This window comes from Roseibium sp. (assembly GCF_051016195.1).
Lineage (GTDB): Bacteria > Pseudomonadota > Alphaproteobacteria > Rhizobiales > Stappiaceae > Roseibium.
The window spans coordinates 1,097,564-1,123,372 of record NZ_CP134616.1 but is presented as its reverse complement, the minus strand read 5'-3'; the positions used below and the strand labels follow the sequence as shown (position 1 = coordinate 1,123,372).

Genomic DNA, 25,809 nt, shown 5'->3' with positions numbered 1-25,809 from the left:
ACTGGGATTTTTTGCTTCGGCCCGTTTCTGGCGGGGGGCATTGCCGGCGCTGTCACTGACCTTCGTTCTTCTCGGCGTATTCTGGCTTCAGCCGCGGGCGATGAGCTATTTCGGACTGAATCTCCTGTTCAATCTGGCCGTGCCGATTGCGCTTGCGACGATCGCGCAGATGTTCGTGATCGCGGTCAACGACCTTGATCTCTCGATCGGCAGCTTTGTGTCCCTGGTTGCCTGTATCGGTGCGACCTGGCTGAACGAAACACCGCTGCTCGGCATCGCCGCCCTGCTTGGATGCATTGCCGTTTATGCGGCCATCGGCGCGCTGATCTATATCCGGCAACTGCCGAGCATCGTGGTGACGCTTGGCATGTCCTTCGTCTGGTCCGGATGCGCGGTTCTGCTGTTGCCGACACCCGGGGGCAGCGCGCCCGACTGGATCCGGTCGCTGGTCACGCTGAAACCGCCCTATGTCCCGATGCCGCTGGTCGCGGCGGCGGTGCTCGCGCTTGTTGTTTATTTCGCGCTGATGCGCACGTCTTGGGGGGTCCTCATGCGTGGTGTCGGCGGCAACGAGAAGGCGATCACGCGCGCGGGCTGGTCCGTGCTCAAATTGAAGATGACCATGTATGCCCTGACCGCGGTCTTCGGCATTCTCGCTGGCCTGACGCTGGTCGGTCTGGCAACCTCTGCCGATGCCAATATCGCGCTCCGCTACACGCTGCTGTCGATTGCGGGGGTCATTCTCGGGGGCGGTGAATTCGTCGGTGGCCGGATCTCTCCCGTGGGTGCGGTTCTCGGCGCGATGACACTGACCCTGACGGCGTCGTTCCTGTCCTTCCTGCGCATCTCTCCGGACTGGCAGATCGGGGCGCAGGGTGCCGTGCTGATCATCGTGCTGGCGCTCAGGGCCATCGTCAACCGGCTGGAGGCGCGCAAATGAAACAGCTCCAGATATACATGCGCCAACACCCGTGGAGCTGGTCCTTCCTGGCGGCGTTCCTGACCTGGGCTGTCACGGCCGCCTATATCAGCGGCACCGGTGGCCTGGCGCTGGCCTCGACCGCGCTCTCCTTCTCCACCTTCTTCGTGATGGTCGGCATCGGCCAGATGTTCGTGATCACGCTCGGGCCCGGCAATGTCGACCTGTCGATCCCGTCGACAATTACCCTGTCGGCGGTCGTATCGATGATGGTGATGGACGGAACCAATGCAATGATCCTGCCCGGCATACTGGCCGCGGTAGCGGTTGGCGGTCTGGTGGGTCTCTTCAACTACGGCCTGATCCGGGTTCTGACAATCCCGCCGATCATCGCCACGATGTCGTCAAGCTTCCTGGTGCAGTCGAGTGCCATTGCGCTTGGACGTGGCGTCAAGATCAAGCCGCCGGCAGCACTGGAGTGGATCTCGACCGCGAAGATGATGGGCGTACCCGTTCTTTCGCTCCTCGTGATCGCCTTTGCGATCATCATGGCGGTTCTTTTGAACCGCACGGTTTACGGACGCTCTGTCACCGCCTTCGGCCAGAACACGCGCGCGGCCCGGCTTGCCGGCGTCCCGATCGAGCGGATCCGCTATCTCACCTACACGCTGTCCGCCGTGCTCGCCGCCGTGTGCGGCGTCTTCCTGGCCGGGTTTTCCGGGGGCTCGTCGCTGAATATGGGCGAGGAATACCTGCTTGCCTCGATCGCGGTCGTGGTGATCGGCGGATCGTCCATTGCCGGCGGCAATTCCAACGTCCCGGGCATCTTCGGGTCCGCGCTGTTCCTGTTCCTGCTCGTCGCCATGCTGAATACGTTCGGCGCGGCCGCTGGCTTGCGGCTGATCCTCACCGGACTGATCATCGTCGGCGTTGTGACCTTTGCAGGCGGGCGCAAGGAAAGCCGCTAGAGCGGTTCAAGCTCTGGCAGTCATCGTGTTTCAACAAAAAGGCCGGAGCCCCAACAAAAGGCCACGGCTTCTTGCGCTTTCAGACGGCTTAGAGCCCGAGCATCTTTCGGATTTGCTCCTGGTCGGTATCGCCTCCGGCGAAGTCGTCGAATGCCTTGTCCGTGACCTCGATGATGTGGCTCTCGATAAAGGGCGCGCCCTCGGCGGCCCCTTGCTCTGGCGACTTCAGGCAGCATTCCCACTCCAGAACCGCCCAGCTGTCATAGCCATACTGGGCGAGCTTGGAGAAAATACCTGAAAAATCCACCTGGCCGTCGCCGAGCGAGCGAAAACGGCCGGCGCGGTTCACCCAGCCCTGGTATCCCGAATAAACGCCCTGACGGCCGTCCGGATTGAACTCGGCATCCTTCACGTGATAGGCACAGATCCGTTCATGGTAGATGTCGATGAAGGCCAGGTAATCAAGTTGCTGCAGCAGGAAGTGGGACGGATCGTAATTGATCTGGCACCGCGCATGTCCCCCCAGTGCCTCCAGGAACATTTCGAACGTGATCCCGTCGAACACGTCTTCACCCGGATGGATCTCGTAACCGACATCGACGCCGTTATCCTCGTAGACATCCAGGATCGGCTTCCAGCACCGGGCGAGTTCGGCAAAGGCTTCTTCGATTAGGCCAGCCGGCCGCTGCGGCCAGGGATAGAGATACGGAAACGCCAGTGAGCCGGTGAAGCTGACGGAAGCGGTAAGACCCAGCCTCTTGCTGGCAACCGCGGCCTTCTTCATCTGATCGACCGCCCATTCCTGGCGCCCGGCGGGATTCCCATGAAGATGCGCCGGGGCGAAGCCGTCAAAGGCGAGATCGTAGGCCGGGTGGACGGCAACCAGCTGGCCTTGCAGATGGGTCGACAATTCGGTGATCTCGACACCGGCATCTGCGCAGATCCCCTTGATCTCGTCGCAGTAGGTCTGGCTCTCGGCCGCCTTGTCGAGATCGAAGAGCCGGCTGTCGAAGGTCGGGATCTGAACGCCCTTGTACCCGAGGTCCGCTGCCCATTTCGTGATAGCGGGCAGACTGTTGAAGGGCGGCTCGTCACCGCCGAATTGCGCCAGGAAAATTGCCGGTCCCTTGATCAGTCCTGCCATTTTCGTCCTCCCAGTTTGTTTTGAACAGGCAGCGTTGCCGCGCCTTCAGGTTCCTTCAGGTGCATATGTGAAGTGTTCGAATTCCGCCGCGTTGCCTCCGCCGGTCACGTCGAAGGCAAGCATTCCGACGAAAGCACCGGTGAAGGAGGCATGTTCTCCACGGCCACCTTCGTCCGAAATGACGCTTGCATCAAGCTCCGGACCGGCGGGCTTCCAGTCGCCCTTCTGCCGCCAGTAGAACTGTTGACGAGCGCCATCGATTTCAACGGCAAGGTCGATGGGGCCATCTTCGATCGGCACAAACTCGGCCGGAAATGTCATGCGTCCGTCGGGCCAGTCGCCGGGACAGGACATCAGCATCAGGCAGCGGCCCAGGGCTTCGGTCCGGCTGATCGCAAGCAGGTGAAATTTGTGCCGGTTGTAGTAGGTCGTGAGCCCCGCCGCCTGCTGATAGGAGTCCGGTTCGAACGAAGTCAGCCTGGTCTCGGCACGATACGCGTGGTGTTCCTGCCGCCGCGCAACAAGGGCCTGTTCGTTCCAGCTGCCGACGCTTTCCCGTCCGATGAGACGCAGGGTGGATCCGGTCAGCGAAAACAGCCGGTCCGGGTAAGGTGTCCTGAGCCACTGGAATTCCTCCGGCAGGATTGTGCCGTTGAAAACACGTTCGACTCTTTGAGACGGCCTTGGCGTTGCGTTCCCGAGACCGGCGACCTCGACCTGAGGCAACGGGCTGCCGTCCACCAGAAACAGCCAGTCGTCTTTCCAGACACACTTTTGCAGGCCCGTTTCCCGGCCCATGGGCGAAAAGCGTCCGGGCAACGGCCGCGAACAAAGATGCGTGTGATAGGTTTGGCCGTCGGGCGTCTCGACGATCTGGCCATGCCCGGCCCTCTGCAGCGGCCAGTCGCGTGCGTCTTTTGCCGTGATGAGATGCGTGTCGGGATGCAGCTCGTAAGGGCCATCGATCGAGCGGGACCGAGCCATGGTGACCGCGTGGTTGTATCCGGTGCCGCCTTCCGCGACGGTCAGATAATACCAGCCATTGCGCTTTAACAGATGCGGTCCCTCCGTCAGGCCGAGGGAACTGCCTGAGAAGATTTTTTTCGGCTCACCGATCAGGCCTTCTTTTTCAGACCACTCCTGAAGCAGGATGCCGTCAAAGGCGGAGGATTTCGGCTTGCCCCCGACCGAGCTTGAAATGTGGTTCCACTGGAGGACCAGGTACCATCTTCGGCCATCGTCATCGTGAAACAGGGACGGGTCGAACCCGTGCGACGAGAGATAGATCGGGTCGCTCCAGGGTCCGTCGATCGATGAGGAGGTCACGACATAGTTGTGCGCATCCTTGAAGTTGCCGTCCAGGCGTTTGACGTCGGTATAGACCAGCCAGAACCATCCGTCCGCATGGCTCAGGCAGGGAGCCCAGATACCGCCGCTGTCAGGGTTGCCGCGCATGTCGAGCTGTTTGGCCCTGTTCAGAGGCCGGCTGGCCAGTTTCCAGTTCACCAGGTCTTTCGACTTGTGGATCTGGACGCCCGGGTACCATTCGAATGTCGATGTGGCGATGAAATAGTCATTGCCCACACGGCAGATCGACGGATCCGGATTGAAGCCCGGCAGAATCGGATTGCGGATCATTTGCGCGAGGGCCCCGGACGCTCGGAGGAGGCAGCCCAAAGATTGACATTCGCCTCAACCGTGGTGTCCTCGATTTCCTGCAGCTCGGATTCGCTGAACGCCATGTTCTTGACCACCGCCGCACAGTCGATCACCTGCTCCGGACGGCTGGCGCCGATGAGAGCCGTGGTCACGCGTCCGTTGCGCAGGACCCAGGCGAGGGCCATCTGGGCAAGAGTCTGCCCGCGCCGTTCGGCGATCGCATTGAGCGCGCGGATCGCAGCGAGCGTTTGTTCACTCAGAAACTCGTTCCGGAGCGACTTGCCCTGTGTCGCCCGGCTGCCTTCGGGGATGCCCTTGAGATACTTGTTGGTCAGCATGCCCTGCGCCAGTGGCGTGAACGCGATGGATCCGATCCCAAGGTCGTCCAGAGTGTCGAGCAGCCCGTCCTCTTCGACCCAGCGGTTGATCATCGAGTAGCTCGGCTGGTGGATCAGGCACGGCGTGCCGAGGTCCTTCAGGATCGCGGCCGCTTCCCTGGTCCGTTTGGAATTGTAGGACGAGATGCCGACATAAAGCGCCCGCCCGGACCGGACGATATGGTCGAGAGCCATCATGGTCTCTTCCAGCGGCGTGTCCGGGTCGAAGCGGTGCGAATAAAAGATGTCGACATAGTCGAGCCCCATCCGCTTGAGGGACTGATCGCAGGAGGAGATCAGGTATTTCCGGCTGCCCCATTCTCCGTACGGGCCGGGCCACATGCCGTAGCCTGCCTTGGACGAGATGATCAACTCGTCCCGGTACGGTGCGAAGTCCGTTTTCAGGATGTCCCCGAACGCCTCTTCTGCCGAACCGGGAGGCGGGCCGTAATTGTTGGCAAGATCGAAATGCGTGATGCCCTGATCGAAAGCGGTGCGCGCAATGTCGCGTTTGAGTGTATGCGCGGTGTCGCCTCCGAAATTATGCCAGAGGCCGAGCGAGATCACCGGCAGTTTCAGGCCGGATCTCCCGCAGCGGCGGTATTCCATGGTGTCATAACGTGCTTGCGCGGCTTGCCAGGTCATGAGGTTTCCTACTACGCCAAGAGGTCTTGCGCCGCCTGGGGTCCAAGAGCCTCGGGCCGGTCGCATGTGGTGAGAATATCCTTGTACTCACCCGTCTCGCCGGAAGCGAGAATAGATGTCATAACATCCACGACATGCAGCGAAAATTCCAGCGAACACCGGTGCGGCCGGTTCTGCAGGATCGCGAGCCCCATGTCGGCGAGCCCCGCCGCCCTGTAGTTGGCATGCGATCCGTCATTGGCGACAGAGAATGGATGCTTCCAGTCTTCCGACACCGTGACGAAACTGTCCTTTGCGGTCATGCGGATTTCGCCGCCGAAGAAATTCGGGTCCGGAACGTGAAGTGTACCGTCGCGGCCGTAGAGTTCCATGTTGGAATGACCGTGCTGCCAGACGTCCCAGCTTGCGCAATAGGTCACCTGCGCCCCGGATTGGAACTGCATGACGGCGTGGATCGTCGTCGGTGTCTCGACCTTGATCTTTTCGCCGTGGCGCGGCTCGGAGGTGATCGTGCGGTATTCCGATCCCGAGGAGCTCATGGCGGTGACGCGTTTGACCGGACCCAGCAGCTGGACGAGGTTGGAAACATAGTATGGACCGAGATCCAGGATCGGACCGCCGCCCGGTTGGAAGAAGAAGTCCGGATTGGGATGCCACATTTCCATGCCCGGGCTCTGCACGAAGCATGTTCCCGATGTGACAAGACCGACCGCGCCATTGTCAATCAGATGCCTGGCCAGCTGGTGTGATCCGCCCAGGAAGGTGTCGGGCGCAGAGCCGACGCGGAGCCCTTTTTCCGCTGCCAGTTTCTGAAGCGCCTGGCCTTCCGTCACGCTCAACACGAACGGCTTTTCCGAATAAACGTGTTTCCCGGCCTTCAGAATGTTGCTGGAGACCTCGTAATGCGCGGCCGGCACGGTCAGATTGACGATGATGTCGATGTCGCCCGCGGCGAGGAGACCGTCGACGGTTTCAGCCCTCAGATTGAATTCCTCCGCACGCGACTTCGCCGCGTCTTCGTTGAGGTCGGCGCAGGCGCGCACTTCGATTCCCTTGAACAGGGGGGCCAGACGCATATAGGCAGCGGAGATGTTTCCGCATCCCAGGATGCCGATACCAAGCTTGTCTGTCATGTCTGATCCTTAGAACTTCCGGAATGCTTCGATCGAACGGCTTGCGAAACGTTCGACGTTGGAGGGGTTGTCGTGTTCCATCACGAAAAGGTCGACGCCGGCTGTGCGCAGTGCGGCCGTGAGGCCCTTCCAGTCCATGACACCGTGGCCGACATCGGCCCAGCCGTCCTCGTCGGTGCACTCTCCTTCCCGTGCAATGTCCTTGACGTGAGCGGTGGTGATACGGTTCGCATAGCGCTCGATCCAGGTCAGCGGGTCCTGGCCGCCGCGAACGATCCAGGCAATATCGGCCTCCCACTCGATCGACGGCGCGCTTTCAAGCAGGATGTCCATCGGCAGCCGGCCATCGGTGCAGGCAGTGAATTCGAAATCGTGGTTGTGCCAGCCGAAACGAAGTCCGGCATCGCGCAGCTTCTTGCCGATGTTCTCCAGGTTCTGGCCGACGGCCACCCAGGCGTCCGGATTGGTCACGCGCTGCTCTGGCGGAAGTGCCGGACAAAACAGGCGTTCCATGCCAAGCGTCTTCGCCGTTTCAATGACGCTGCCAAGATCGTCGGTAAACTGTTCCAGCGGAAAAAAATGGCCGGACGGCATTGCAAGACCGTTCTGATCGAGCAGTCCCTTGAAGGCACCAGCATCTTCATAATTGCCGCCGAAGCCTTCCACCTGGGTGTAGCCGAGGCTGGCAATGTTAGCGAGCACCTTGTTCCAGGGGGTGAAGTTGCGGGCCGAGTAAAGTTGGAAAGAAACGTCCATGACGGGTGTCCTGAAGGTTGGAGAATGTCTGTCAGAGGCGGTTTTCGGTTGTTTTGTCAAAGAGATTGGCGCGCTCCGGATCGAAGCCAATGGCGATGCTGTCGCCGTCACGCACATCTGCCTGTCCGTCCATGCGAACCCAAAGGGACCGGTCCCCGGTCGAAACCCGCGCGAGCGTGTCCGATCCGAGCGGTTCAACCAGTTCGATCTGCCCGTCCAGGCGGATTTTCGCTTCCGCCGCTTCCGGGCCGGTGCTCATGTGTTCCGGGCGAATTCCGAACCACGCGGTTCCCTGGACCGGTGCAGCGTCCCGAAACCCGTAGCCGTCGAGCGAGAACGCGTGATCGCCGGTGGAAAAGCGCAGCCCGTCTCCTGCGATGATTTCGCCATCGAAGAAGTTCATGGTGGGTGAGCCGATGAACTCGGCAACGTATTTGTTCGCAGGCCGGTTATAGATTTCGTTCGGCGTTGCGAGTTGCAGGATCTGGCCGCCGCGCATGATCGCGATACGGTCCGCGAGTGTCATGGCTTCGATCTGGTCGTGGGTAACGTAGATCATCGTGTTGCTCAGCTTCTGATGCAACTGCTTGATCTCGACCCTCAGGTCGGCACGCAGCTTTGCATCGAGGTTCGAAAGCGGCTCATCGAAGAGGAAGACATCGGCGTCGCGCACAAGGGCGCGCCCGATCGCGGCGCGTTGCCGCTGTCCGCCCGAAAGCGCGGCCGGCTTGCGCTTCAGCAAAGGTTCGATCTGGAGGACTTTCGCGGCGCGGTTCACCCGTTCCTCGATTTCCGCCTTGGGCAGGCCGGCGTTCTTGAGGCCGAAACTGAGATTGCCGGCAACGGTCATCTGCGGGTAGAGCGCGTAGCTCTGGAACACCATGCCGATGCCGCGTTTCGACGGTTCTTCCCAGGTGACGTTGCGGCCACCGATAAAGATCTGGCCGTCCGAAACATCCAGAAGCCCGGCAATGCAATTGAGCAGCGTTGACTTGCCGCATCCGGAGGACCCGAGCAGAACGAGGAATTCACCGCGCCCGACATCGAGATTGAGATCCTTCAGAACGTCCAGGGCGCCGAAGCTGAGCGCCAGGTTCTTGATGGAGATGCTGTGGTTGTTTTCCATGGAACGCCTCTTCAGCCTTTCACGGCGCCGGCGGCGATGCCGCGGACAAAGAGTTTGCCGGAGATGAAATAGATGGTGAGCGGAACCAGTCCGGTCAGGATCGTCGCCGCCATGTTGACGTTGTATTCCTTCACGCCCTGTGTGGAATTGACGATGTTGTTGAGCTGAACGGTCATCGGGTAGAGATCCGGCTTGGTGTAGATGACACCGAACAGGAAGTCGTTCCAGATACCTGTCACCTGCAGGATCATCGCGACCACGAAGATCGGCAGGCTCATGGGCACCATGATCCGGAAATAGATGCCCCAGAAACCCGCCCCGTCGACGCGGGCGGCCTTGAACAGTTCCTGCGGCACCGATGCGAAGTAGTTCCGGAACAGGAGCGTGAGGATCGGCATGCCGAAAATCGTGTGCACGATCACGAGACCCGTGAGGCTGCCGTAGAGACCGATTTCGCGCAGCATGATCACGATCGGATAGATCATCACCTGGTAGGGAATGAAGGCCCCCACGATCAGGATGGTGAAGAAGGTCTCCGAGCCCTTGAAGCGCCAGTTCGCGAGCGCGTAGCCGTTGACCGACGCGATCGCGATGGACAACAGGACCGAGGGGATGAGGATCCTGACCGAGTTGAAGAACCCGCGCGAAAGCCCGTCGCAGTTAAGACCGGTACAGGCCTCGGCCCAGGCCTTCACCCAGGGCTGGAAAGTGATTTCGACGGGCGGCGAGAAGATGTTCCCGAGGCGGATCTCCGGCATGCCTTTCAGCGACGTGACGATCATCACGTAGAGCGGCAGCAGATAGTAGAGCGACACGATGATCAGCGTGCCGTAGATCATGATGTTGCGGCGGGACAGGGCCTTGCGCGGCTTGCGTCCGCGCGGTCCGGTCATCTCCGGCTGAGCGGATGCAAGCTGGAGTTCCGCTGAGGTCTTGGTGACGTTACCCACGGCGTTTCCCTCCGAATTCGAGATAGGCCCAGGGCACGACAATGATGATGACAGAGAGCAGCATCATCGTCGACGCGGCAAAGCCCTGTCCGAGGTTTTGCGACAGGAACATGGCGTCGTAGACATATTTCGCCGGAACTTCGGAGGCAATTCCCGGACCGCCGCCGGTCTGGGCCACGACCAGATCGTAGACCTTGATGATGCCCGATGCGATCAGCACGATGGCTGTGATGAAGATGCCGCGCATCATCGGAATGACGATGAAGATATAGGTCTTCCACATCGGAATTCCGTCGATCTTTGCCGCTTTCCAGATGTCTTCGTCGATCCCGCGCAGACCGGCAAGCATGAGGCACATGATCAGGCCGGTCCCCTGCCACAGGCCTGCAATGAGAATGCCGTAGATAACGATTTCCGGATCGTAGAGCGGATCGAAGGAAAAGGTCTCCCACCCGAGGTTGCGCACCACTTGCTGGACCCCGAAGTCCGGGTTGAGAATCCACTGCCAGGCAAGGCCGGTGACAATGAAGCTCAACGCGAACGGATAAAGCAGAACTGTGCGGAACGTGTCTTCAAAGCGGATTTTCTGGTCCAGAAGTGCCGCCAGGACAAAACCGATCAACAGCGAGAACACCAGCGAAAACGCGCCGTAGATGGCGAGGTTCTCGATGGAGATCAGCCACTTGCTGCTGCTCCACAAGCGATCGTACTGGGCAAATCCGACGAATTTTTCCTTCGGCAGAAGTTTCGAGCTGGTGAACGAGTAGAGAACTGTCCAGGCAGTGCCGCCGATGAAGACAACGAGTGCTGTCGTTATCATCGGTATCGCGGCCACTTTGGCACTCAGGTTCTTGTGCCACCTTGTCGGCCCGGTAGCTGCAGCCATGGCGTTGTGTCCTTGTCGAAGAGGTCATCCGGCACGCACCAGGGGTTCCCTGCGCGCAAGACTGCGCGCAGGGCTGGAGGACGCCGCCCGGACGAGCGTTGACGACGACTGTCCGGGAGGCGGAGCGCTGTCGGATCAGTCGGCGCCGCTGATGATGGACGCAAACTGTTTTTGCGCGTCTTCAGCCGACATGCCCGGATTGTTGAAGAACTCGACGAACAGGTCGTTGACCTGGGTCAGGCTGTCTGCCGAAAGCAGCTGGTCCGGTGCCTGGATGATGTTGCCGCCGGCCAGGATGTCGAGACCTTTGCGCATGCAGTCATTGGCGGCATTGAGGTCGACATCGCCGCGCACCGGCAACGAGCCTTTTTTCAGGTTGAACGCAACCTGTGTTTCGGGCGAAATCATGACCTTGGCAAGTTCACCCTGCGCAGCCGTCACGTCAGCATCGTCTACTTTGGGGAAATAAAATGCATCCCCGCCCGTCATGATGACTTCGTTGACGCCGAGGCCCGGCAGACAGGTGTAGTCCTTTCCGGCCACTTGCTCCGCAACGGCAAATTCGCCTTGTGCCCAGTCACCCATGATCTGACCGGCGGCCTTGCCGGTGATCACCATGTTGGTGGCATCGTTCCAGTTCTGGACATTGGAGTTTTTGGCCATGTCGCGCGCCTTGTCAGCCGCCGCGAACACCTTCGCCATTTCCGGCCCGCTGGCCAGGTCTGCGTCTTTATCTCCGAATACGGCGGTATAGGCCTCAGGACCAGCCAGGGCGACAAGAAGAACCTGGAATGCCAGCGTCGTCTGCCAGGGCTGTTGTCCCATCGCCAGCGGTACGATGCCGGCTTCCTCGAGTTTCGGCGCGGCCGCGACGTATTCGTCCCAGTTCGTCGGCACGGCAAGTCCGGCGTTTTCAAACACGGAGTTGTTCAGCCAGAGCCATTGCTGGGAGTGGATATTGACCGGAACGCAATAGATCTTGCCGTCGAGCGTGCAGCTGTCCAGCAGGCTTGAGGGACGAACGATCTCGGCCCAGTTGCCTTCAGAGGCGATGTCGCTGAGGTCGCGCATCAGCCCGGCTTCGACAAGCTCTTCCGCCTGGCGGCCGTGGTTGAACTGGGTGGCACCCATCGGGTCGCCGCCGGTGATACGGCTGATCATGATCGGTCGGGCGGTGCCGCCGGAGCCGGCGATGGCACCGTCGACCCACTTGTTGCCGGTCGCGTCGAATGCCTTTGCAAACTCGGCAACGGCCGCGGCTTCGCCGCCGGATGTCCACCAATGCGTGACTTCAAGGTCTGTCGCGTGAGCGGCAGTGGCGGCACAAAGAGCCGTGGATGCGGCAAAGATTACGCGTAGTGCTTTCATATTCTCCTCCCATCGAACCGGAAACTGTTCGATTGATCTTCGAATGTGGCTGACGCCTCATTTTGTAATCGATTACAATTTGGTGTATCATTCTCATGTAATCGATTACATTTATAATTCTAGGGAAACGGTTTGATGTCAACCCGGAATATGCACAAAGGCAAAACAATCGGTCCCGGGGAGCCGGTTCAGCAGAAAAGTGTACGCATTCGCGACGTGGCTGTTGTTGCAGGCGTGTCGACGGCAACCGTCAGCCGGGCACTCAGCAATCCGGACCTTCTGACCGAGACCACGCGCAATGCCGTCTTTGCGGCCATCCGGGCCACGGGCTATCGCGTGAACAGGGCCGCGCGCACCCTGAGAACGCGACAAGCGGGCGCTATCCTCCTTCTGGTCCCCAACCTCGGCAACCCATTCTTCTCCCAGATCCTGGCCGGTATCAGCGAGAAACTCGGCGACCACGACATGTCGGTCCTGATCGCCGACACCAAGGATCTCGTTACGGAAGGCAAATTCCTGGTGGACCATTTCCTGAACGCCCAAATTGATGGTGTTGTTTGCCTGGACGGGTCATTACCCGAGGCCGAACTGGAGCAATTCAGAAGGAACGGTGTTGCCGACAAGATCGTCTTCGCCTGCGAGTGGGTCCATAGCGCTGGCTTGCCGTCGGTAAGAAGCGACAATGTCGAAGGCGCCCGCCTCGCGGTTCGCCATCTGCACGAACTCGGACATCGGAAGATTGCGCATGTAACAGGGCCGGGCGACAATGTTCTGACCTACGCCCGGCGGCAGGGAATGCTGGAAGAGCGAGCAAGGCTTCAGCTGCCTGTGCGCGACGAGTGGATTGTGCGGGGCGACTTTTCGCTCGAATCCGGCAGGCGCGCAGCCACGCAAATCCTGGGTTTGGCTGAAAGGCCGTCAGCGGTCTTCTGTGCTTCCGATCAGGTGGCTTTCGGTCTCATGTCGACACTGGAGGCAAACGGACTGAGCATTCCGGACGATATCTCGGTGGTCGGTTTCGATGATATCGAACTGTCCGACTTTTACATCCCGGCCTTGACGACGATCCGTCAGGATCGCCGGGCGCTCGGGACAAAGGCCGCGTCTTTGCTGTTGGAATGTATCGAGCCGAAAACCACGGTGCGGTCCGACAGGATGAAACCTGTCGTCGTCGGTGTCGAGCTTGTTGTTCGAAACAGCACGGCACCGCCGAAAAGCAAGGCTCGGGTCTCCTGCAAATGATCACCGCAGGTTGTTGAAGGCGGGCCTGTGCGGCGCGTTTAACGTTTTTTTGGGCGCGTTTTGCGACTTTTCCGTTTTTCGGCAGGTTTCATGCCGGGTTGTATTGGCCGTTCATTATGAAACATCCGTACCGTCAGCTTTCCCTGGAATCGATCTGAATTATCCTGATTGCAGACTGCAAGGTGGACTAGGAAAACTTTACCCTGCGGAAAATAGTTCACATTGTAAAGTTGTAGTCAAGTTGTATTGGCCTTCGTATTTATTGCATTCATTAATTCTGACAACATGCCAATTGTAAAAATTATCGGTAGTTTAGCTCTTAATTAACTTGGAGAGGGCATCTTCATAGCCAAAATTAACGTGGGTGGCCTGAATGCATAGATCAGTTTTTGGCCTGGCAGTATCGCTGGGCATGATATTTTTCCACACGGGTGGTGCGGCTGCTGAAGCCGGCCTGACCGTCGTCGGCACGGGTGATGGACTGGAAATGCTCCGTGAGATCGGCGAAGGCTTTTCGGCGCAGCATCCGGAAATAGAACTTTCCATTCCGCCGAGCATCGGATCGGGTGGCGGTATCGCTGCGGTCAGCTCGGGAGCTGAAAGGCTTGGGCGCGTCGCGCGGCCTCTCAAGGAAAGTGAAGTCGCATTCGGCCTGGTTTACATACCGATCGCGAAAATCCCGAGCGCCGTTTTCACACATCCTTCGACAGGTGTCTCTTCCCTGTCGAGCGGGGACCTTGTAAAGCTCTATTCCGGCGAGATCACCAACTGGTCCGAACTTGGCGGCGCCGATTTGCGCGTCAAGCTGGTCAGGCGTGAAGATGCCGACAGCACGCTTCAGGTGCTGCGCGGATCGATGCCGGGTTGGGAGGATCTGAAATTCTCGGCCCGCTCCAAGACGGCAGTCACAACCCAGGATGCCATCAACACCGCGATGGATGTGGAAGGTGCGATCGCGTTTGGTCCTTATTCCCAACCGCTGGAATCCGGTCTCTCGGTGCTGAAGGTCGACGGACACCATCCCACCGACGAAGACTATCCGAGCGCGGTCACGCTTGCCTTGATCTACAAGGACGGCACAATGGACGGCGAAATGGAAGCCTTTGTCGACTTCAGCCGCTCGGAAAAGGCACATACTCTGATAGAGAATTACGGCGGCGTTCCTGTAACCAATTGATGCGCTAAGCAACCATGATACGGCACTCCTCACTATTCTGGCATTTTACATACGGCGCTGTTTTCACAGCGCTGTGTGCCTTTGCCGGTCTGATCGGCCTTGTGGCTTATCAGCTTGAGGACAGTATGACCCGCCAGCAGGGAGAATTGCTGAAGCTGTCTCAGACCCGCCTGCTCGAAATGCTTACTGCCGACGTCAAGCTGGCGGGGAAGCGGCTTGAGTTCCTGTTCGAGGACAGGGTGCGCAGGGTGAGCGCCATCGCGTCCGACCCCAACATCGTCAAGGCGATCGAGTCGCGCAACAATGTCGCCATGTCGGAGCTGCTCGGGCCGTTCGCGGAACTCGATGACATTGATGGCATTGTCGTTCTTGACGACAAGGCAAGGGTCATCGGAGCCTAGTCATACGAAAGCGACCTCGTCTCGCTCGGATCGAAACTCCCGTCTCTCGCCTTTTTCGACGAGATCGAGCGGTCGCTTGCCGAAAGCATGCCGGGCGAGTCGCTGACCTATTCCGGCGTTCTTCCGAAGGACCAATCCCGGGTATTTGTGCCCGGCAGGAACGTGAATGCTGTTTCACAGGTCATTTTCGTGCCGGTTTATGATGATTTCGGGTACGTGATCGGCGGTCTTCTTGCGCAAAGATGGCTCCGTGAGACCGAGCCGATGCTCACCAACCTCACTGATATCAACGCCTTCGGCCTGGCAGTTGTTCACGACGGCGAAATCATCTCCAGAGCGAGTTTCGACGGCAAGATCAGCGACATAGATCGGTCTGCCGACAACCACAACATTACGTCCAACGGCAACAACGTTATCAAATGCGGCATACCCATCAGTCCGCTGTCGATCTGCGCCCTGCTGCCGATTGAGCAGTTGACGGAAACGCAGAACGAACTCACCAGGATCGGCACGGAAGAAGAAGCAAAACTTCTCAAGCGCCTGTTTCTCTTCGGGCTTCTGGCCCTGCTCGCCTTCGCCGCCGTCGCATTCCTTCTGTCCCGCCAGATCACGCGTCCTCTGACCAAGATCACCCGGGTTCTGTCCGGCATCGCCGCAGGAGACTTCGAGAACCAGGTGGTCGGGACGGAACGTCTTGACGAGGTCGGGGACATCGCGCGCTCGGTCGTCTCGCTGCAGCGATCCGTAAAGGAACGGGACGCCTTGCGCGTCAGGGTGCACGAAAAGAACTCGATCCTGAGATCTCAGGAAGCCAAGTTGCGGGAACAGAACGTTTTGTTCGATGCCGCGCTGAACAACATGTCGCACGGCCTGTGCATGTTCGATTCCAAGGGCAAACTGATCGTTTCCAACCAGCGTTACGCGGAACTGTTTGAACTCGATGCGGACATCGTCAAACCCGGAATGACATCGGCCGAAATTGCCGATGTTCTCGACGTGGAACTTGTCGAAACGGAAGCGCCGGTTCCGTCCGCGCTCAGTTTCTCGCTCGTGCGTACGAAAGGTGCAACCCAGAGCACGGAAATGGTCAAGATCCGCTCCGGGCGGATCGTCCTTACAACACGGCAGCCGCTATGCGACGGCGGCTGGGTGGCCATCTCCGAAGACATTACCGAACGCCAGGAGGCACGGGATCGTCTGGCATTCCTCGCCCGTCACGACATGCTCACCCAGTTGCCCAACAGGATTGAGTTCAAGGATCAGCTGGAAGCGCTGCTGAACCGCCAAAAAGTTCAGGGCGGCGAATTCGGCATCCTGTGTCTGGACCTGGATGAATTCAAAACGGTGAACGACTCGCTGGGTCACCCGATCGGCGACGAACTCCTCCGCCAGGTCGCGGAGCGGCTGAGAGAACTGATCAGCGAGCGCGAACTCGTCGTTCGGCTGGGCGGCGATGAATTTGCAATCCTGACCAACCTTCCTGCGGACTTGTATGCCATTGATGAACTGGCCCAATCGGTGATCTGGGAACTTTCCAAGCCGTTCCAGGTGGCCGATCATGAAATTGTTATCGGGGTCAGTGTCGGCATTTCCGTTTCCAGGGGCGGTGTTGTCGAAGCCGACGAACTGTTCAAGCAGGCTGACCTGGCTCTCTATCAGGCAAAGGAGGACGGGCGGAACACGCATCGCTTCTTCGAGGCCGAAATGGGAACCGCGGTCAACGAGAGAAGAGAACTGATTACGGATCTGCGCCACGCGATCTCGAACGACGAACTCGAACTATACTTCCAGCCGCAATACTCGCTGGCAAACCACACCGTGACCGGTTTCGAAGCGCTGGTGCGCTGGCGGCATCCGGAGCGTGGCATGGTTCCTCCGATGGAATTCATTCCGCTCGCGGAAGATACCGGCCTGATCGTGCCTCTCGGGGAGTGGGTTCTGAACGAGGCCTGCCGGCAGGCGGCACATTGGCCTGATCATCTCAGAGTGGCGGTCAATCTGTCCCCGCGCCAGCTGCGTGGACATTCCTTCGGGCCTGTGCTGATCAGCGCACTCACCAGGTCTGATCTGCGCGCGGACCGTCTTGAACTGGAGGTGACGGAAAGCGTTCTTCTGATTGAATCCGATGAAATTCTCGACGCCCTGCATCAGGCCAAATTGCTCGGCGTGAAGATCTCGATGGATGATTTTGGAACCGGCTACTCGTCGCTGAGCTATCTGCGCAGATTCCCGTTCGACAAGATCAAGATCGATCAGTCCTTCGTCAGATCAATGGCGTATTCGGACGAATCCGTTTCGATCGTCAAGGCTGTCATAGACCTTGCGAAAAACCTCGACATGACGACGACGGCAGAGGGCGTCGAAACCGAGCTCTTGCTTGAGATGCTGAAGGATATCGGCTGCACGGACGCACAAGGGTATTTCCTCGGACACCCGATGCCGGTGACGGATCTGGACGAGCTTCTGTTCGAATGCCGGGAAGTCATGTCCACGGCGGCGCAGTAGCGCCGGGCAATCCGATTTGAACATCACGCAGGTTGGTGGACGGCATGCCGGCCTAGGTAGCAACGGCGTTCCGTCAGCCCCGAACGTCCGGGTAACCCCTGTTCAACCGGCCGCAGTCGCAGCGAAGGGGGTCTTTGCCTTCCTCAGCAGGGAAGAGGCGAGCAGTTTCAGATTGCCGCTTTCCTCCGCCACAAAAAACGGATCCGCATAGAAAGTCGCGCCGGCTTGCCTCGCAACATCCCGGGTCGCTTCAACATGCGAGGGAGCGCCTGCGGAATAGATCACATGGTCAGGCGTCAACTCGCCAAGCAGCTCATAGGGTCGCGCCGCCATCACGGTGTCACCGTCGCCGTCGCTGGCCGTCAGTGTCACGGAAACACTGCGATTGCGAAGCCATCGGATGGCATCGCGCATGTAAAGCCCGTCGCGGGTCCTTGAGCCGACAATCAGTCTCAGATCCCGGTCCGGCTGACCCAGAATGGCCGCAACGGCGATCGCCCAGATCGGCGCAAAGCCCGTTCCGGTCGATGTCAGCACAATAGGCTCCGGCTGCCGCCGCAGGAAACCGTTGCCGAACGGGCCGCGCAGTTTGACCTTGTGACCGGGCGCGATCTCCGTGCCGAGTTTCGAGGACACGATGCTGTTGGGGTAAACCTTGATGTGAAAGACGATAACGTCCTCTTCTGCATCGAGATTGAGCGGTGTGGTCGGGCTGTAGTCCCTTGCCGGGTAGCCGGAAAACGTCGCCCGAAGATATTGTCCGGGCAACCAACTGACCGGCCTGACCGTTTTGACCCGGACTTCGAGGTAATCGTCCTTGATCTTCCGGATGTTAGCGACCGTGCCTTTTACCGTCTTGACGATGGGCACGGGGTCGTACGAGATTTCCGCGTCGCCCTCCAGGACGGCAAGACAGCCGAGGACGGTGCTCTTTTCTTCCGTGCCGAAGGAATCGACCTTGCCGTTCAGCACGCGCACACGGCAGGTTTCGCACTGGCCTGAACAACAGTCATGCGGCAGGACCAGACGCCCGCCGAGGCCCGCGTCTATCAGGGTGTCACCGACATTCGCCTTTATTTTCTTTCCGTTGATGGTAACGGTGCAGGTGCTTTTCGACATGAGGGGTGTCCGTGCTGGTGCGTTGCTTTGTCAGTTGAATGTCAGGCGAACCGGGCGCGAGTGGCGGGTGTGGCGCGTCTGGTTGTGGTCGAAGACAGAAAGCCAGACGAAGAGCCCGTCCTCCATGGGCAGGTCCTGGTCGTTCCCTGTATCCATGTCCCTGATCACTTCCAGCGTCCAGTAGCCGTCTTGCCATTTCGCGCCGCCGTCGAGATCGGCACGGCTGCCGAGATATTCTCCTGTTATCAAGACGCCGGGAATGACGGTGTTGACCGGGATTTCTGCATCCTTTTCAGCAGAATATGGAACGCTCTCGGCGTCGAACATCCACCATTGAGAGCCCTCGTCGTCGGTTGCTTCGATCGACATGTCGAGATGACCCATAAGGGCGGCAGTCTTCCTGAAGTCGACCGGAAGACGCAGAACGTCCACGGTGCCCTGATAGTCCGAGCCAGCCTGTTTCTTGTAATTGTAGACGTAAAAGGATTTTCCTTCGTCGGCACCGTATCCGGCGCTGTAGCGTTTTTTGCCGGCAACCTGCGCCTCGCTTGGCTCAAGCGGTGTGCCGAACCACATGTCATCGACCTTGCCCAGCATGCCGCCGCGCGAGGCCTTCCACTGCCAGACGTCGATGAGGCTGCCGTCCGTTGTGTAATGCAGACCCCGCTTGTGCAGGGAAGCCGGCTTGTCTCCCAGAGGCTTGGGACCCATGTGTGTGGAGTCGCCGCCGCCGAAAGCATCTGTCTTGGAAAATGCGACGGAAAACTTGTCCTCGTAATAGGCGGTCTCGTCCGAGATGTCGGCCCGGTTGTTGAGCATTTTCCAGCCGGCCTCGGTCTTGACGAGCGGATGCCGTTTCAGGGACCGGTTTGCATCCTCCCAACGGAAGGCGAAGGCTATCTTGTCGCCGACCTGCGCCGCGCGCACCTCGACGGTGGACTCGCCTGTACCTTCCAGCCCGGCGCCCTGGTGCGTGCGGACGAACACCGGTCGCGCGTCCTGCCACGCGTCGTCGTCGAGCACACCGTCGAGTTCCGGAAGCGCTGATGCCTGCGAGACATAGAGATCTCCGCGGGTACTGAGATCAAGCGCGACCGCACCTGCAAGCACAACGCCGCCGAGAGCCAGGGACTTCAGCAGTGGATAGCGCCCCATACCGGCAAATTGACGCAGAGGTTGCGGCCTGAACAGGCGCAGCAATTGCGCGACGCCGCCGTAGAAGTAGTGAAGGACGACATGTGCCACGATGTAGCCCATGACGGTCAGGGCGGAAATGTAGTGCACGGTCACCCACAGGCCGCCGTGCCCGAGATAGAGAAGAACGCCCGTCACCGTTAGCGTAAGCACGGCGCCGAACAGCAGCCAGTAGGCAATGACGTTCACGGCTGCAATGCGCAGCTTGTTGCTTGCCGGAAGTGACAGGACAACGATCTTCTTGGACGAGATGCGCCGCTTGAGACGAGCCGCCGACATATAAGCCGCGTATGAAAAAATCAGCGCCAGAACAAAAACGGCGGAAAGATAGTGCCACGTCCAGATCTCGCCCTGGGGCAGGATCGGTTCGAATATCGGGGAGAACCAGGCACCTTCGGCATCCGCGGACAGCCTTAGCCCGGTTACGAGACTCGTGACGATTGCGATGACAAGAGTCCAGTGCAGCAGGATCGTGCCCAGGTCGCTTCGCACGATCGCCTTCTTGTCATCAGGCCCGCCTGAGCGTTGACCGGATCGTTCGCGATTCGAACTTGAAAACGTGCGTTCTGTCGAGGTTGGCGGCGGGGTAAGTTCCAGGCTGTGATCGTTCGCTTGGTCCGTCAATTTGCTCTCCACACACGCAGTAATGGCAAGAATCACGAAAACATCCGAATTCGAGCAAAACTGATTTTTTTCTATAGTAGCAAGTTAACAGAACATTAATTTAACAAAAAAAGAAATAGAAAAATGAGAAGCATACCCAAGTTTATGCAAATCCGAACTTAATGAATGCATTGTCCGTGTTCATGAGTTACGTATGGGAAGTTATAACCAATAATTGTATATCAGGTTGTATTGGTTTCTGAAAAAATGCCAATAGTTTACCGCGTTTCTGCGTGAATACATTTGCTATTCTGGGATATCACAATGTTTGACCTTGTCAGTATGGTCACTGCTGTGCGTGGAAGCAATCCCGTGGGAGCCGGTCAGGAAGCTCGTTTCCGCTCGCAGGAGACGCAGGGGAGTTCCGCGCTTGCGCGGAAATCTTCGCCGCACGTTTTTTAATTTCGCCTGCGAGACAAAATGCATCCGGTAAATGATCCAGGTCATACGCCCGTTGTCATTTGGCGGTTAACTTCGTTCAGGTTGATATCTGAGGACAGGTGTTTTGGCGCCGGCAGGTTGTGCCGAAACGGAATTGATGCCTAAGATATTGCATTGGGGTGCAGTGGACAGCGGCCGCTGACTGCTCACTTAAAGACTGAGTTTAAACGCGATTCATCCCCGGGGAGTAGCAATGCTCGTCTCTCATACCCGCATCGTCGACATCGTGGGCGACATCATTCGGATACAGGTTTCGGCGTCCAGATCCGAGTCGGAAGGGCGGCCTTGCCTGGGGGACCTTGCCCTGGTTGAAACCGGCGAAGGCGCTTCGTCGCTTGCCCAGGTGATCAACATCGAATCCGACATGGTATCCCTGCAGGTCAATTCCGGCACAAAGGGTCTGGCCAACAATGCGTCTGTGCGGTTCCTCGGCGAGCCGGCGAAAGTCACCTATTCCGACAATATTCTTGGCCGGGTCTTTGACGGCGCCGGCCATCCGATCGATCAGGGCCCCGACCTGTCCAGCGATCCGACCGTGCCGATCGGCGGACCGTCCGCCAATCCGATGAAGCGTGTCCTGGCGTCGCGCATGATCCGCACGGACGTGCCGATGATCGATATCTTCAATTGCCTGGTCGAAAGCCAGAAGATCCCGATTTTTTCCGTGTCCGGCGAGCCTTACAATCCATTTCTGGCGCGTATCGGAATTCAGGCGGATGCCGACATCGTCGTCTTTGGCGGCCTTGGACTGATTTTCGATGACTACGCCTTTTTCAGAAAACAGTTCGAGGACGCCGGGGTCTTCCCGCGCACCGTGATGTTCATCAATCAGGCGTCCGATCCCGTGGTTGAGCGGCTGCAGGTGCCCGATATGGCACTGGCTGTCGCGGAGAAATTCGCGGTTGAAGAAGGCAAGCGTGTGCTTGTGCTCCTGACGGACATGACCGCCTTTGCCGATGCCATGAAGGAAGTCTCGATCGCCATGGAGCGGGTCCCCGCGAACCGCGGATACCCTGGAGACCTCTATTCCCAGCTTGCACGGCGTTATGAAAAAGCGTGTGACTTCAAGGGGTCCGGCTCTGTAACGATCCTCACCGTCACGACGATGCCCGGCAACGACGTCACGCACCCGGTTCCGGACAACACCGGCTACATAACCGAAGGCCAGTTTTATCTCCATAGCGGTGTGATCGATCCCTTCGGCTCGCTGTCCCGCCTCAAACAACATGTGATCGGCAAGGTTACCCGCGAAGATCACAACCAGATCATGAATACGATGATCCGGTTCTATTCAGGTGCCCGCGACGCCGAACAGAAACAGTCCATGGCGTTCGAACTGTCTGACTACGATCACCAGTTGCTCAAGTTCGGTGCGCTCTTTCGCAAGCGGTTTATGGACATCGAGGTGTCCAAACCTCTCGAAGAGGCCCTGGACCTGTGCTGGCAGACGCTTGCCGAGTGCTTTGAACCCGAACAGCTTCTCATGAAGCAGGGGCTGATCGACAAGTATTTCCCGAAAAGCCCGTCCGGGATCGCCAGGATCGATGACGAGGCGGTCGCCTGATGGCCAGGCTCGCGCTGAACAAGTCTTCCCTTGCCCGGGAGAGCACGCAGCTTGCCGAATACCGGCGTTTTTTGCCGTCCCTGGAATTGAAGCGCCTGCAGATCATGGCAGAGCGTGCCAAGGCGAAGGAGACCCTTGCGCGGCTCGAGCGCGACTATGAGCAGCGGTTCATCGATCTGGCAGCGTCCTTGCCGATGATTGCCAACACTCATGTTCCGCTCGAAGGGCTGGTGACACTCAAGGACGCTGTGCGCGGCGAGCAGAACCTCTCCGGGACCATTCTGCCGGTTCTTGAAGACATCGATGTCGAGACGAAGTCCTATTCGCTTCTGGCACGTCCGCACTGGGTTGATCCCTATGTCGAAGGCATGCGGGATCTTCTGCGCATGAACATCGAACGTGACGTCGCGCGCGAGCGTATCACCAGGCTTGTCGAGGCGGAGGCCGTGATCTCCAGGCGTGTCAACCTGTTCGAGAAGGTTCTGATCCCGAGGGCGGAACGGAACATCAAGAAGATCCGCATGGCGCTCGCCGACGCGGAACGCGATGCCGTCGTGCGCGCCAAGATTTCCAAGCGCAAGACAGCTGCCCGCAGCGCAGAGGAAAGGATGGCTGAGCTTTGACCATCGTTCCGCTCACCAAGGTCAATCTGGTCGGAATCCTGGACGACAAGGAAAAGGTGCTGGATGCGGCCCAGTCATTTGGCAAGCTGCACCTGATCCCGTTGAGCTCGGCGCAAAAGGAGCTCGAGGCGGTTCCCGCCGGATTGGGCCGCGAATCCGTCGAAGCCTTGCGTTGGCTCGTGGAATGTCCCGTTCAGCGCCGGCCCGTGACAGAGCCCGACGATTTCGATCTCGATACCGTGGTCTCGCAAACGCTGTCGAACCGTAAGGCGCTGAAGTCATGCCGGGATCAGCTTGAACAACTGGGCAATCGGATCAGGGATGTGGAACCGTGGGGTGAATTCAGCTTCTCCGAACTGGCTGAGATCGGCGACAACCGGCTGTGGTTCTACGTCGTTCCGGCCGGCAAGCTGAAGCAGGTCGACCCTGCCGGCAAAATCATGGAAATCGTCCACCGGGACAAGTACCGGGCCTATGTGGTTCTGCTGTCTCCCGAAGAACCGCCGGCCGGGGCCATGCCGGTGGCGCGCGTGCATGTCGGCGCGCTTTCGCTCTCGCAGCTCAGACGCCGTTATGAGCAGGCCGCCGTCGAACTTGAGGAACTGGACCTGCAGCGCCAGCTGCTGACGAAGTGGCGTTTCCTGCTGGCGCAGAACCTTGCGGCTGCACGGGATCAGTCTCGCCGGCGCCGCGCCGCACTGGAGACCGCGGACAGCGACCGGCTGTTCGTGATGCAGGCCTGGGCGCGAAAGGACCAGAAGGACGAGATTCAGCACCTTGCGGACAGTCTTGGTCTTGCTGTCCTATTTGACCAAGTGTCCGATGAGGACAAACCTCCGACCCTTCTGGAAAACGCGCGTCCGATGGAAGGCGGCGAAGATCTGGTCGAATTCTACCAGACCCCCGGATACAGGGACTGGGATCCGTCCGCCATCGTCTACGTGTCCTTCATTCTTTTCTTCGGCATGATCATGACCGATGCCGGCTACGGGTTGCTGCTGTTGCTCCTGCTGTTCCTGTTCCGCCGGCGGTTCACCGGATCTCCTCTCGGACAGCGCATGTTCCGCATGTCCGTCTGGCTGATGATCTCCACCACGGCCTTCGGGATCGCAACGGGCAGCTATTTCGGGATCTCCCCGCCTCCCGGCACCTTTCTCGGGCATCTCAAGGTCATGAACCTGAAGGATGTCGACACGATGATGAAAATCACGCTGACGATCGGCGTGGTTCATATCGTCCTTGCCAATCTCTTGCGCGCCGTGCACGAAACGACGCCAAGCGGCCGCTTCCAGCCTGTGGGCTGGTCTCTGGTCGCGCTCGGAGGGCTCGCAACATTCCTGGGCCAGGAGACGGTCCTGGCCACGTTGGGTCCGGTGGCCGTTGTCGCGGGACTGCTCATGGTCGGTTTCTTCGGCAGTGACCGCAAGGTGAACTCGGTCAAGTCCGGCGGCCTGCGGCTCTTTGATGGCCTTGCGGCACTCGCCCGCATCGTGAACATCTTTTCCGACGTGCTCAGCTACATGCGGCTGTTTGCGCTGGGCCTGGCGGCCGCGTCGCTTGCGGAGACCATCAACTCGCTGTCCGGACAGTTGAACGAGGCCGTGCCCGGGATCGGTATTCTGATCGCGATACTGGTTCTGGCCATCGGCCACGCCATCAATATCGGGCTCGGCCTGATCGCCGGCTGTGTTCACGGACTGCGCCTGAATGTCATTGAGTTTTTCAATTGGGGTCTGAAAGACGAGGGCAAGCCCTTCCGGTCTTTCAAGAAAGAGGAGACACGCCTGTGAACGAATTCGTTGTGGCTCTCGGTTGGTTTGGACTTTATGCGCCGGTGGCGCTCGGCGCGATCGGAAGCGCCTGGGGGTGTGCGCTCGGCGGCAGCGCTGCCATTGGCGCCATGCTGGACAGTGACGGCGGGTATGGCCGGTTCATTGGCGTATCGCTCATGCCGTCGTCGCAGGTGATCTACGGCATTGTCATCATGTTCTCGTTGCAACAGTCGAGTGTCGACGCGGCGAACGGGGCGGCTCTCTTCGGGATCGGCGTCCTGTCGGGGTTCACCATGATGATCACCGGTATCCGCCAGGGCGAAGTGCTCGCCTCCGCGATCCACGCGTCCAAGGCGAAGCCGGAGATTTTCGGAATATCACTGGCGCCGGCGGCGGTGCTGGAAGGCTTCTCGGTTTTCGCGCTGGTGTTTGCACTGGTTCTGGCCGGTTCGATCCCGAGTTAGGAGGCTGTCATGTCCAAGGAAAACGGATCGGCAGATCTTGAAAACGCAGCCGGGGCCGGCGTCCAGGCCCTGATCGACCGTCTGAAGTCCGAAGGCGTCTCCGCCGGACAGTCGGAGGGCGACGAGATCCTGTCCAAGGCCAGGGCCAAGGCGGACGAAATCGTCTCGGACGCACAGAAACGGGCCGAAGCCATGCTTGCGGAGGCCAGGGCCGAGGCGGCGAAGGAAAAGGCGGCGACCGAGGACGGTCTCAAGGTCGCGGCCCGCGATCTGGTCCTGAGCCTCAGGAATGAACTCGGCGACAGGATCCAGCAGGAAGCCGGACGCCTCGTCGGTACCACGCTCGGCGACGAACAGTTCCTGGAAAAACTCATCCTGGCGATGGCGGGCAATGCCAAGGACAACGCGTCGGTCGTTGATTCCGAGCCCATGGAAATCGTGCTTCCCGAGAAGGTCGTAACCTTCGAGGAACTGAAACAGTCGCCGGAAGCGGTCGAACCTGGAACCCTGACCCATTTTGTGATTGCCCTGGCCGGAGAAACCTTGCGCGACGGCGTCACCTTCTCCACGGCGCCGGGCTTTGACGGGATCAAGGTGAAGCTGACAGACCGGAATGTTTCGATCGATCTCACCGAAGAAGCAATCGCCACCTTGTTGAAGCGGCATCTGCAGCCGCGACTGCGTGCGGTCATGGAAGGGGTGCTCAGGTAGCC

Annotated in this window: 22 protein-coding genes; 11 read left to right on the top strand and 11 right to left on the bottom strand. The window is 59.2% G+C overall.

The features are described 5' to 3' along the window. Position 1: 1 nt before the first annotated feature. Together RDA78_RS05100 and RDA78_RS05095 are read left to right on the top strand one after the other, a co-directional pair. The gene (locus RDA78_RS05100; protein ID WP_434056103.1) at positions 2-940 is read left to right on the top strand and encodes an ABC transporter permease; all 939 of its coding nucleotides are present in this window, start codon (positions 2-4) and stop codon (positions 938-940) included. Further along, complete coding sequence (locus RDA78_RS05095; protein ID WP_434054273.1) at positions 937-1,887, top strand: ABC transporter permease; 951 nt, start codon at positions 937-939, stop codon at positions 1,885-1,887. The genes RDA78_RS05100 and RDA78_RS05095 overlap by 4 nt, the downstream gene beginning before the upstream one ends. A gap of 88 nt (positions 1,888-1,975) precedes the next feature. On the opposite strand, the gene RDA78_RS05090 is transcribed toward RDA78_RS05095, so the two are convergent. From RDA78_RS05090 to RDA78_RS05050, 9 genes are all read right to left on the bottom strand, one after another. Beyond that, positions 1,976-3,031, bottom strand: coding sequence for a sugar phosphate isomerase/epimerase family protein (locus RDA78_RS05090; protein ID WP_434054272.1), 1,056 nt, complete (start codon positions 3,029-3,031; stop codon positions 1,976-1,978). A 45-nt stretch (positions 3,032-3,076) separates the two neighbouring features. After that, positions 3,077-4,669: a glycoside hydrolase family 43 protein gene (locus tag RDA78_RS05085; RefSeq protein WP_434054271.1), complete on the bottom strand. Its 1,593-nt coding sequence runs from the start codon at positions 4,667-4,669 to the stop codon at positions 3,077-3,079. Continuing rightward, positions 4,666-5,712 carry an L-glyceraldehyde 3-phosphate reductase gene (gene mgrA / locus RDA78_RS05080; protein ID WP_434054270.1) on the bottom strand — a complete coding sequence of 349 codons (1,047 nt, stop codon included), beginning with the start codon at positions 5,710-5,712 and terminating at the stop codon, positions 4,666-4,668. The genes RDA78_RS05085 and mgrA overlap by 4 nt, the downstream gene beginning before the upstream one ends. Positions 5,713-5,723: 11 nt before the next feature. Further along, positions 5,724-6,845 (bottom strand): Gfo/Idh/MocA family protein, encoded by a 1,122-nt coding sequence (locus RDA78_RS05075; RefSeq protein ID WP_434054269.1) that lies wholly within the window; start codon positions 6,843-6,845, stop codon positions 5,724-5,726. 9 nt (positions 6,846-6,854) lie between these two features. Next, positions 6,855-7,601, bottom strand: coding sequence for a sugar phosphate isomerase/epimerase family protein (locus RDA78_RS05070; RefSeq protein ID WP_434054268.1), 747 nt, complete (start codon positions 7,599-7,601; stop codon positions 6,855-6,857). Between the two features lie 31 nt (positions 7,602-7,632). Continuing rightward, on the bottom strand, positions 7,633-8,727 hold the full coding sequence (locus RDA78_RS05065) for an ABC transporter ATP-binding protein (protein WP_434054267.1): 1,095 nt from the start codon (positions 8,725-8,727) through the stop codon (positions 7,633-7,635). 11 nt (positions 8,728-8,738) lie between these two features. Next, complete coding sequence (locus tag RDA78_RS05060; RefSeq protein WP_306142785.1) at positions 8,739-9,620, bottom strand: carbohydrate ABC transporter permease; 882 nt, start codon at positions 9,618-9,620, stop codon at positions 8,739-8,741. Between the two features lie 49 nt (positions 9,621-9,669). Then, positions 9,670-10,563, bottom strand: a complete 894-nt coding sequence (locus RDA78_RS05055; RefSeq protein WP_434054266.1) for a carbohydrate ABC transporter permease — start codon at positions 10,561-10,563, stop codon at positions 9,670-9,672. A 135-nt stretch (positions 10,564-10,698) separates the two neighbouring features. Then, positions 10,699-11,931 (bottom strand): ABC transporter substrate-binding protein, encoded by a 1,233-nt coding sequence (locus RDA78_RS05050; RefSeq protein WP_434054265.1) that lies wholly within the window; start codon positions 11,929-11,931, stop codon positions 10,699-10,701. Positions 11,932-12,066: 135 nt separating this feature from the next. Here RDA78_RS05050 and RDA78_RS05045 point away from each other — a divergent pair, with 135 nt between their 5' ends. From RDA78_RS05045 to RDA78_RS05030, 4 genes are all read left to right on the top strand, one after another. Then, entirely contained in the window at positions 12,067-13,173 is a 1,107-nt protein-coding gene (locus RDA78_RS05045) for a LacI family DNA-binding transcriptional regulator (RefSeq protein ID WP_434054264.1), read from the top strand. A 373-nt stretch (positions 13,174-13,546) separates the two neighbouring features. Then, entirely contained in the window at positions 13,547-14,350 is an 804-nt protein-coding gene (locus RDA78_RS05040; RefSeq protein ID WP_434054263.1) for a PstS family phosphate ABC transporter substrate-binding protein, read from the top strand. Positions 14,351-14,475: 125 nt separating this feature from the next. Beyond that, the gene (locus RDA78_RS05035; RefSeq protein WP_434054262.1) at positions 14,476-14,751 is read left to right on the top strand and encodes a hypothetical protein; all 276 of its coding nucleotides are present in this window, start codon (positions 14,476-14,478) and stop codon (positions 14,749-14,751) included. 87 nt (positions 14,752-14,838) lie between these two features. After that, the gene (locus RDA78_RS05030) at positions 14,839-17,256 is read left to right on the top strand and encodes a putative bifunctional diguanylate cyclase/phosphodiesterase (protein ID WP_434054261.1); all 2,418 of its coding nucleotides are present in this window, start codon (positions 14,839-14,841) and stop codon (positions 17,254-17,256) included. Positions 17,257-17,358: 102 nt separating this feature from the next. Here the strand turns inward: RDA78_RS05030 and RDA78_RS05025 are convergent, their stop codons facing one another. Continuing rightward, positions 17,359-18,375, bottom strand: a complete 1,017-nt coding sequence (locus RDA78_RS05025) for a 2Fe-2S iron-sulfur cluster-binding protein (protein WP_434054260.1) — start codon at positions 18,373-18,375, stop codon at positions 17,359-17,361. Positions 18,376-18,405: 30 nt separating this feature from the next. Beyond that, complete coding sequence (locus RDA78_RS05020; RefSeq protein ID WP_434054259.1) at positions 18,406-20,193, bottom strand: ethylbenzene dehydrogenase-related protein; 1,788 nt, start codon at positions 20,191-20,193, stop codon at positions 18,406-18,408. Positions 20,194-20,866: 673 nt separating this feature from the next. Here RDA78_RS05020 and RDA78_RS05015 point away from each other — a divergent pair. The 5 genes from RDA78_RS05015 to RDA78_RS04995 are packed head-to-tail and all read left to right on the top strand — an operon-like array spanning position 20,867 to position 25,807. After that, positions 20,867-22,237: a V-type ATP synthase subunit B gene (locus RDA78_RS05015; protein ID WP_434054258.1), complete on the top strand. Its 1,371-nt coding sequence runs from the start codon at positions 20,867-20,869 to the stop codon at positions 22,235-22,237. Beyond that, on the top strand, positions 22,237-22,860 hold the full coding sequence (locus tag RDA78_RS05010) for a V-type ATP synthase subunit D (protein ID WP_434054257.1): 624 nt from the start codon (positions 22,237-22,239) through the stop codon (positions 22,858-22,860). Before RDA78_RS05015 ends, RDA78_RS05010 begins: the two co-directional genes overlap by 1 nt. Beyond that, entirely contained in the window at positions 22,857-24,650 is a 1,794-nt protein-coding gene (locus tag RDA78_RS05005; RefSeq protein WP_434054256.1) for a V-type ATP synthase subunit I, read from the top strand. The genes RDA78_RS05010 and RDA78_RS05005 overlap by 4 nt, the downstream gene beginning before the upstream one ends. After that, positions 24,647-25,096 (top strand): ATP synthase subunit C, encoded by a 450-nt coding sequence (locus RDA78_RS05000; protein WP_306142732.1) that lies wholly within the window; start codon positions 24,647-24,649, stop codon positions 25,094-25,096. The genes RDA78_RS05005 and RDA78_RS05000 overlap by 4 nt, the downstream gene beginning before the upstream one ends. Positions 25,097-25,105: 9 nt before the next feature. Continuing rightward, positions 25,106-25,807 (top strand): hypothetical protein, encoded by a 702-nt coding sequence (locus RDA78_RS04995; protein ID WP_434054255.1) that lies wholly within the window; start codon positions 25,106-25,108, stop codon positions 25,805-25,807. The last annotated feature ends 2 nt before the right edge of the window (positions 25,808-25,809 follow it).

Bases quoted from the DNA above. Each gene is read 5' to 3' on its own strand.
- RDA78_RS05085 (WP_434054271.1), bottom strand. From the start codon at position 4,669: ATGATCCGCAATCCGATTCTGCCGGGCTTCAATCCGGATCCGTCGATC.
- RDA78_RS05065 (WP_434054267.1), bottom strand. From the start codon at position 8,727: ATGGAAAACAACCACAGCATCTCCATCAAGAACCTGGCGCTCAGCTTC.
- RDA78_RS05070 (WP_434054268.1), bottom strand. From the start codon at position 7,601: ATGGACGTTTCTTTCCAACTTTACTCGGCCCGCAACTTCACCCCCTGG.
- RDA78_RS05025 (WP_434054260.1), bottom strand. From the start codon at position 18,375: ATGTCGAAAAGCACCTGCACCGTTACCATCAACGGAAAGAAAATAAAG.
- RDA78_RS05050 (WP_434054265.1), bottom strand. From the start codon at position 11,931: ATGAAAGCACTACGCGTAATCTTTGCCGCATCCACGGCTCTTTGTGCC.
- RDA78_RS05035 (WP_434054262.1), top strand. From the start codon at position 14,476: ATGACCCGCCAGCAGGGAGAATTGCTGAAGCTGTCTCAGACCCGCCTG.
- RDA78_RS05010 (WP_434054257.1), top strand. From the start codon at position 22,237: ATGGCCAGGCTCGCGCTGAACAAGTCTTCCCTTGCCCGGGAGAGCACG.
- mgrA (WP_434054270.1), bottom strand. From the start codon at position 5,712: ATGACCTGGCAAGCCGCGCAAGCACGTTATGACACCATGGAATACCGC.
- RDA78_RS05040 (WP_434054263.1), top strand. From the start codon at position 13,547: ATGCATAGATCAGTTTTTGGCCTGGCAGTATCGCTGGGCATGATATTT.
- RDA78_RS05015 (WP_434054258.1), top strand. From the start codon at position 20,867: ATGCTCGTCTCTCATACCCGCATCGTCGACATCGTGGGCGACATCATT.
- RDA78_RS05055 (WP_434054266.1), bottom strand. From the start codon at position 10,563: ATGGCTGCAGCTACCGGGCCGACAAGGTGGCACAAGAACCTGAGTGCC.
- RDA78_RS05075 (WP_434054269.1), bottom strand. From the start codon at position 6,845: ATGACAGACAAGCTTGGTATCGGCATCCTGGGATGCGGAAACATCTCC.
- RDA78_RS05090 (WP_434054272.1), bottom strand. From the start codon at position 3,031: ATGGCAGGACTGATCAAGGGACCGGCAATTTTCCTGGCGCAATTCGGC.
- RDA78_RS05095 (WP_434054273.1), top strand. From the start codon at position 937: ATGAAACAGCTCCAGATATACATGCGCCAACACCCGTGGAGCTGGTCC.
- RDA78_RS05060 (WP_306142785.1), bottom strand. From the start codon at position 9,620: ATGACCGGACCGCGCGGACGCAAGCCGCGCAAGGCCCTGTCCCGCCGC.
- RDA78_RS05030 (WP_434054261.1), top strand. From the start codon at position 14,839: ATGCCGGGCGAGTCGCTGACCTATTCCGGCGTTCTTCCGAAGGACCAA.
- RDA78_RS04995 (WP_434054255.1), top strand. From the start codon at position 25,106: ATGTCCAAGGAAAACGGATCGGCAGATCTTGAAAACGCAGCCGGGGCC.
- RDA78_RS05045 (WP_434054264.1), top strand. From the start codon at position 12,067: ATGTCAACCCGGAATATGCACAAAGGCAAAACAATCGGTCCCGGGGAG.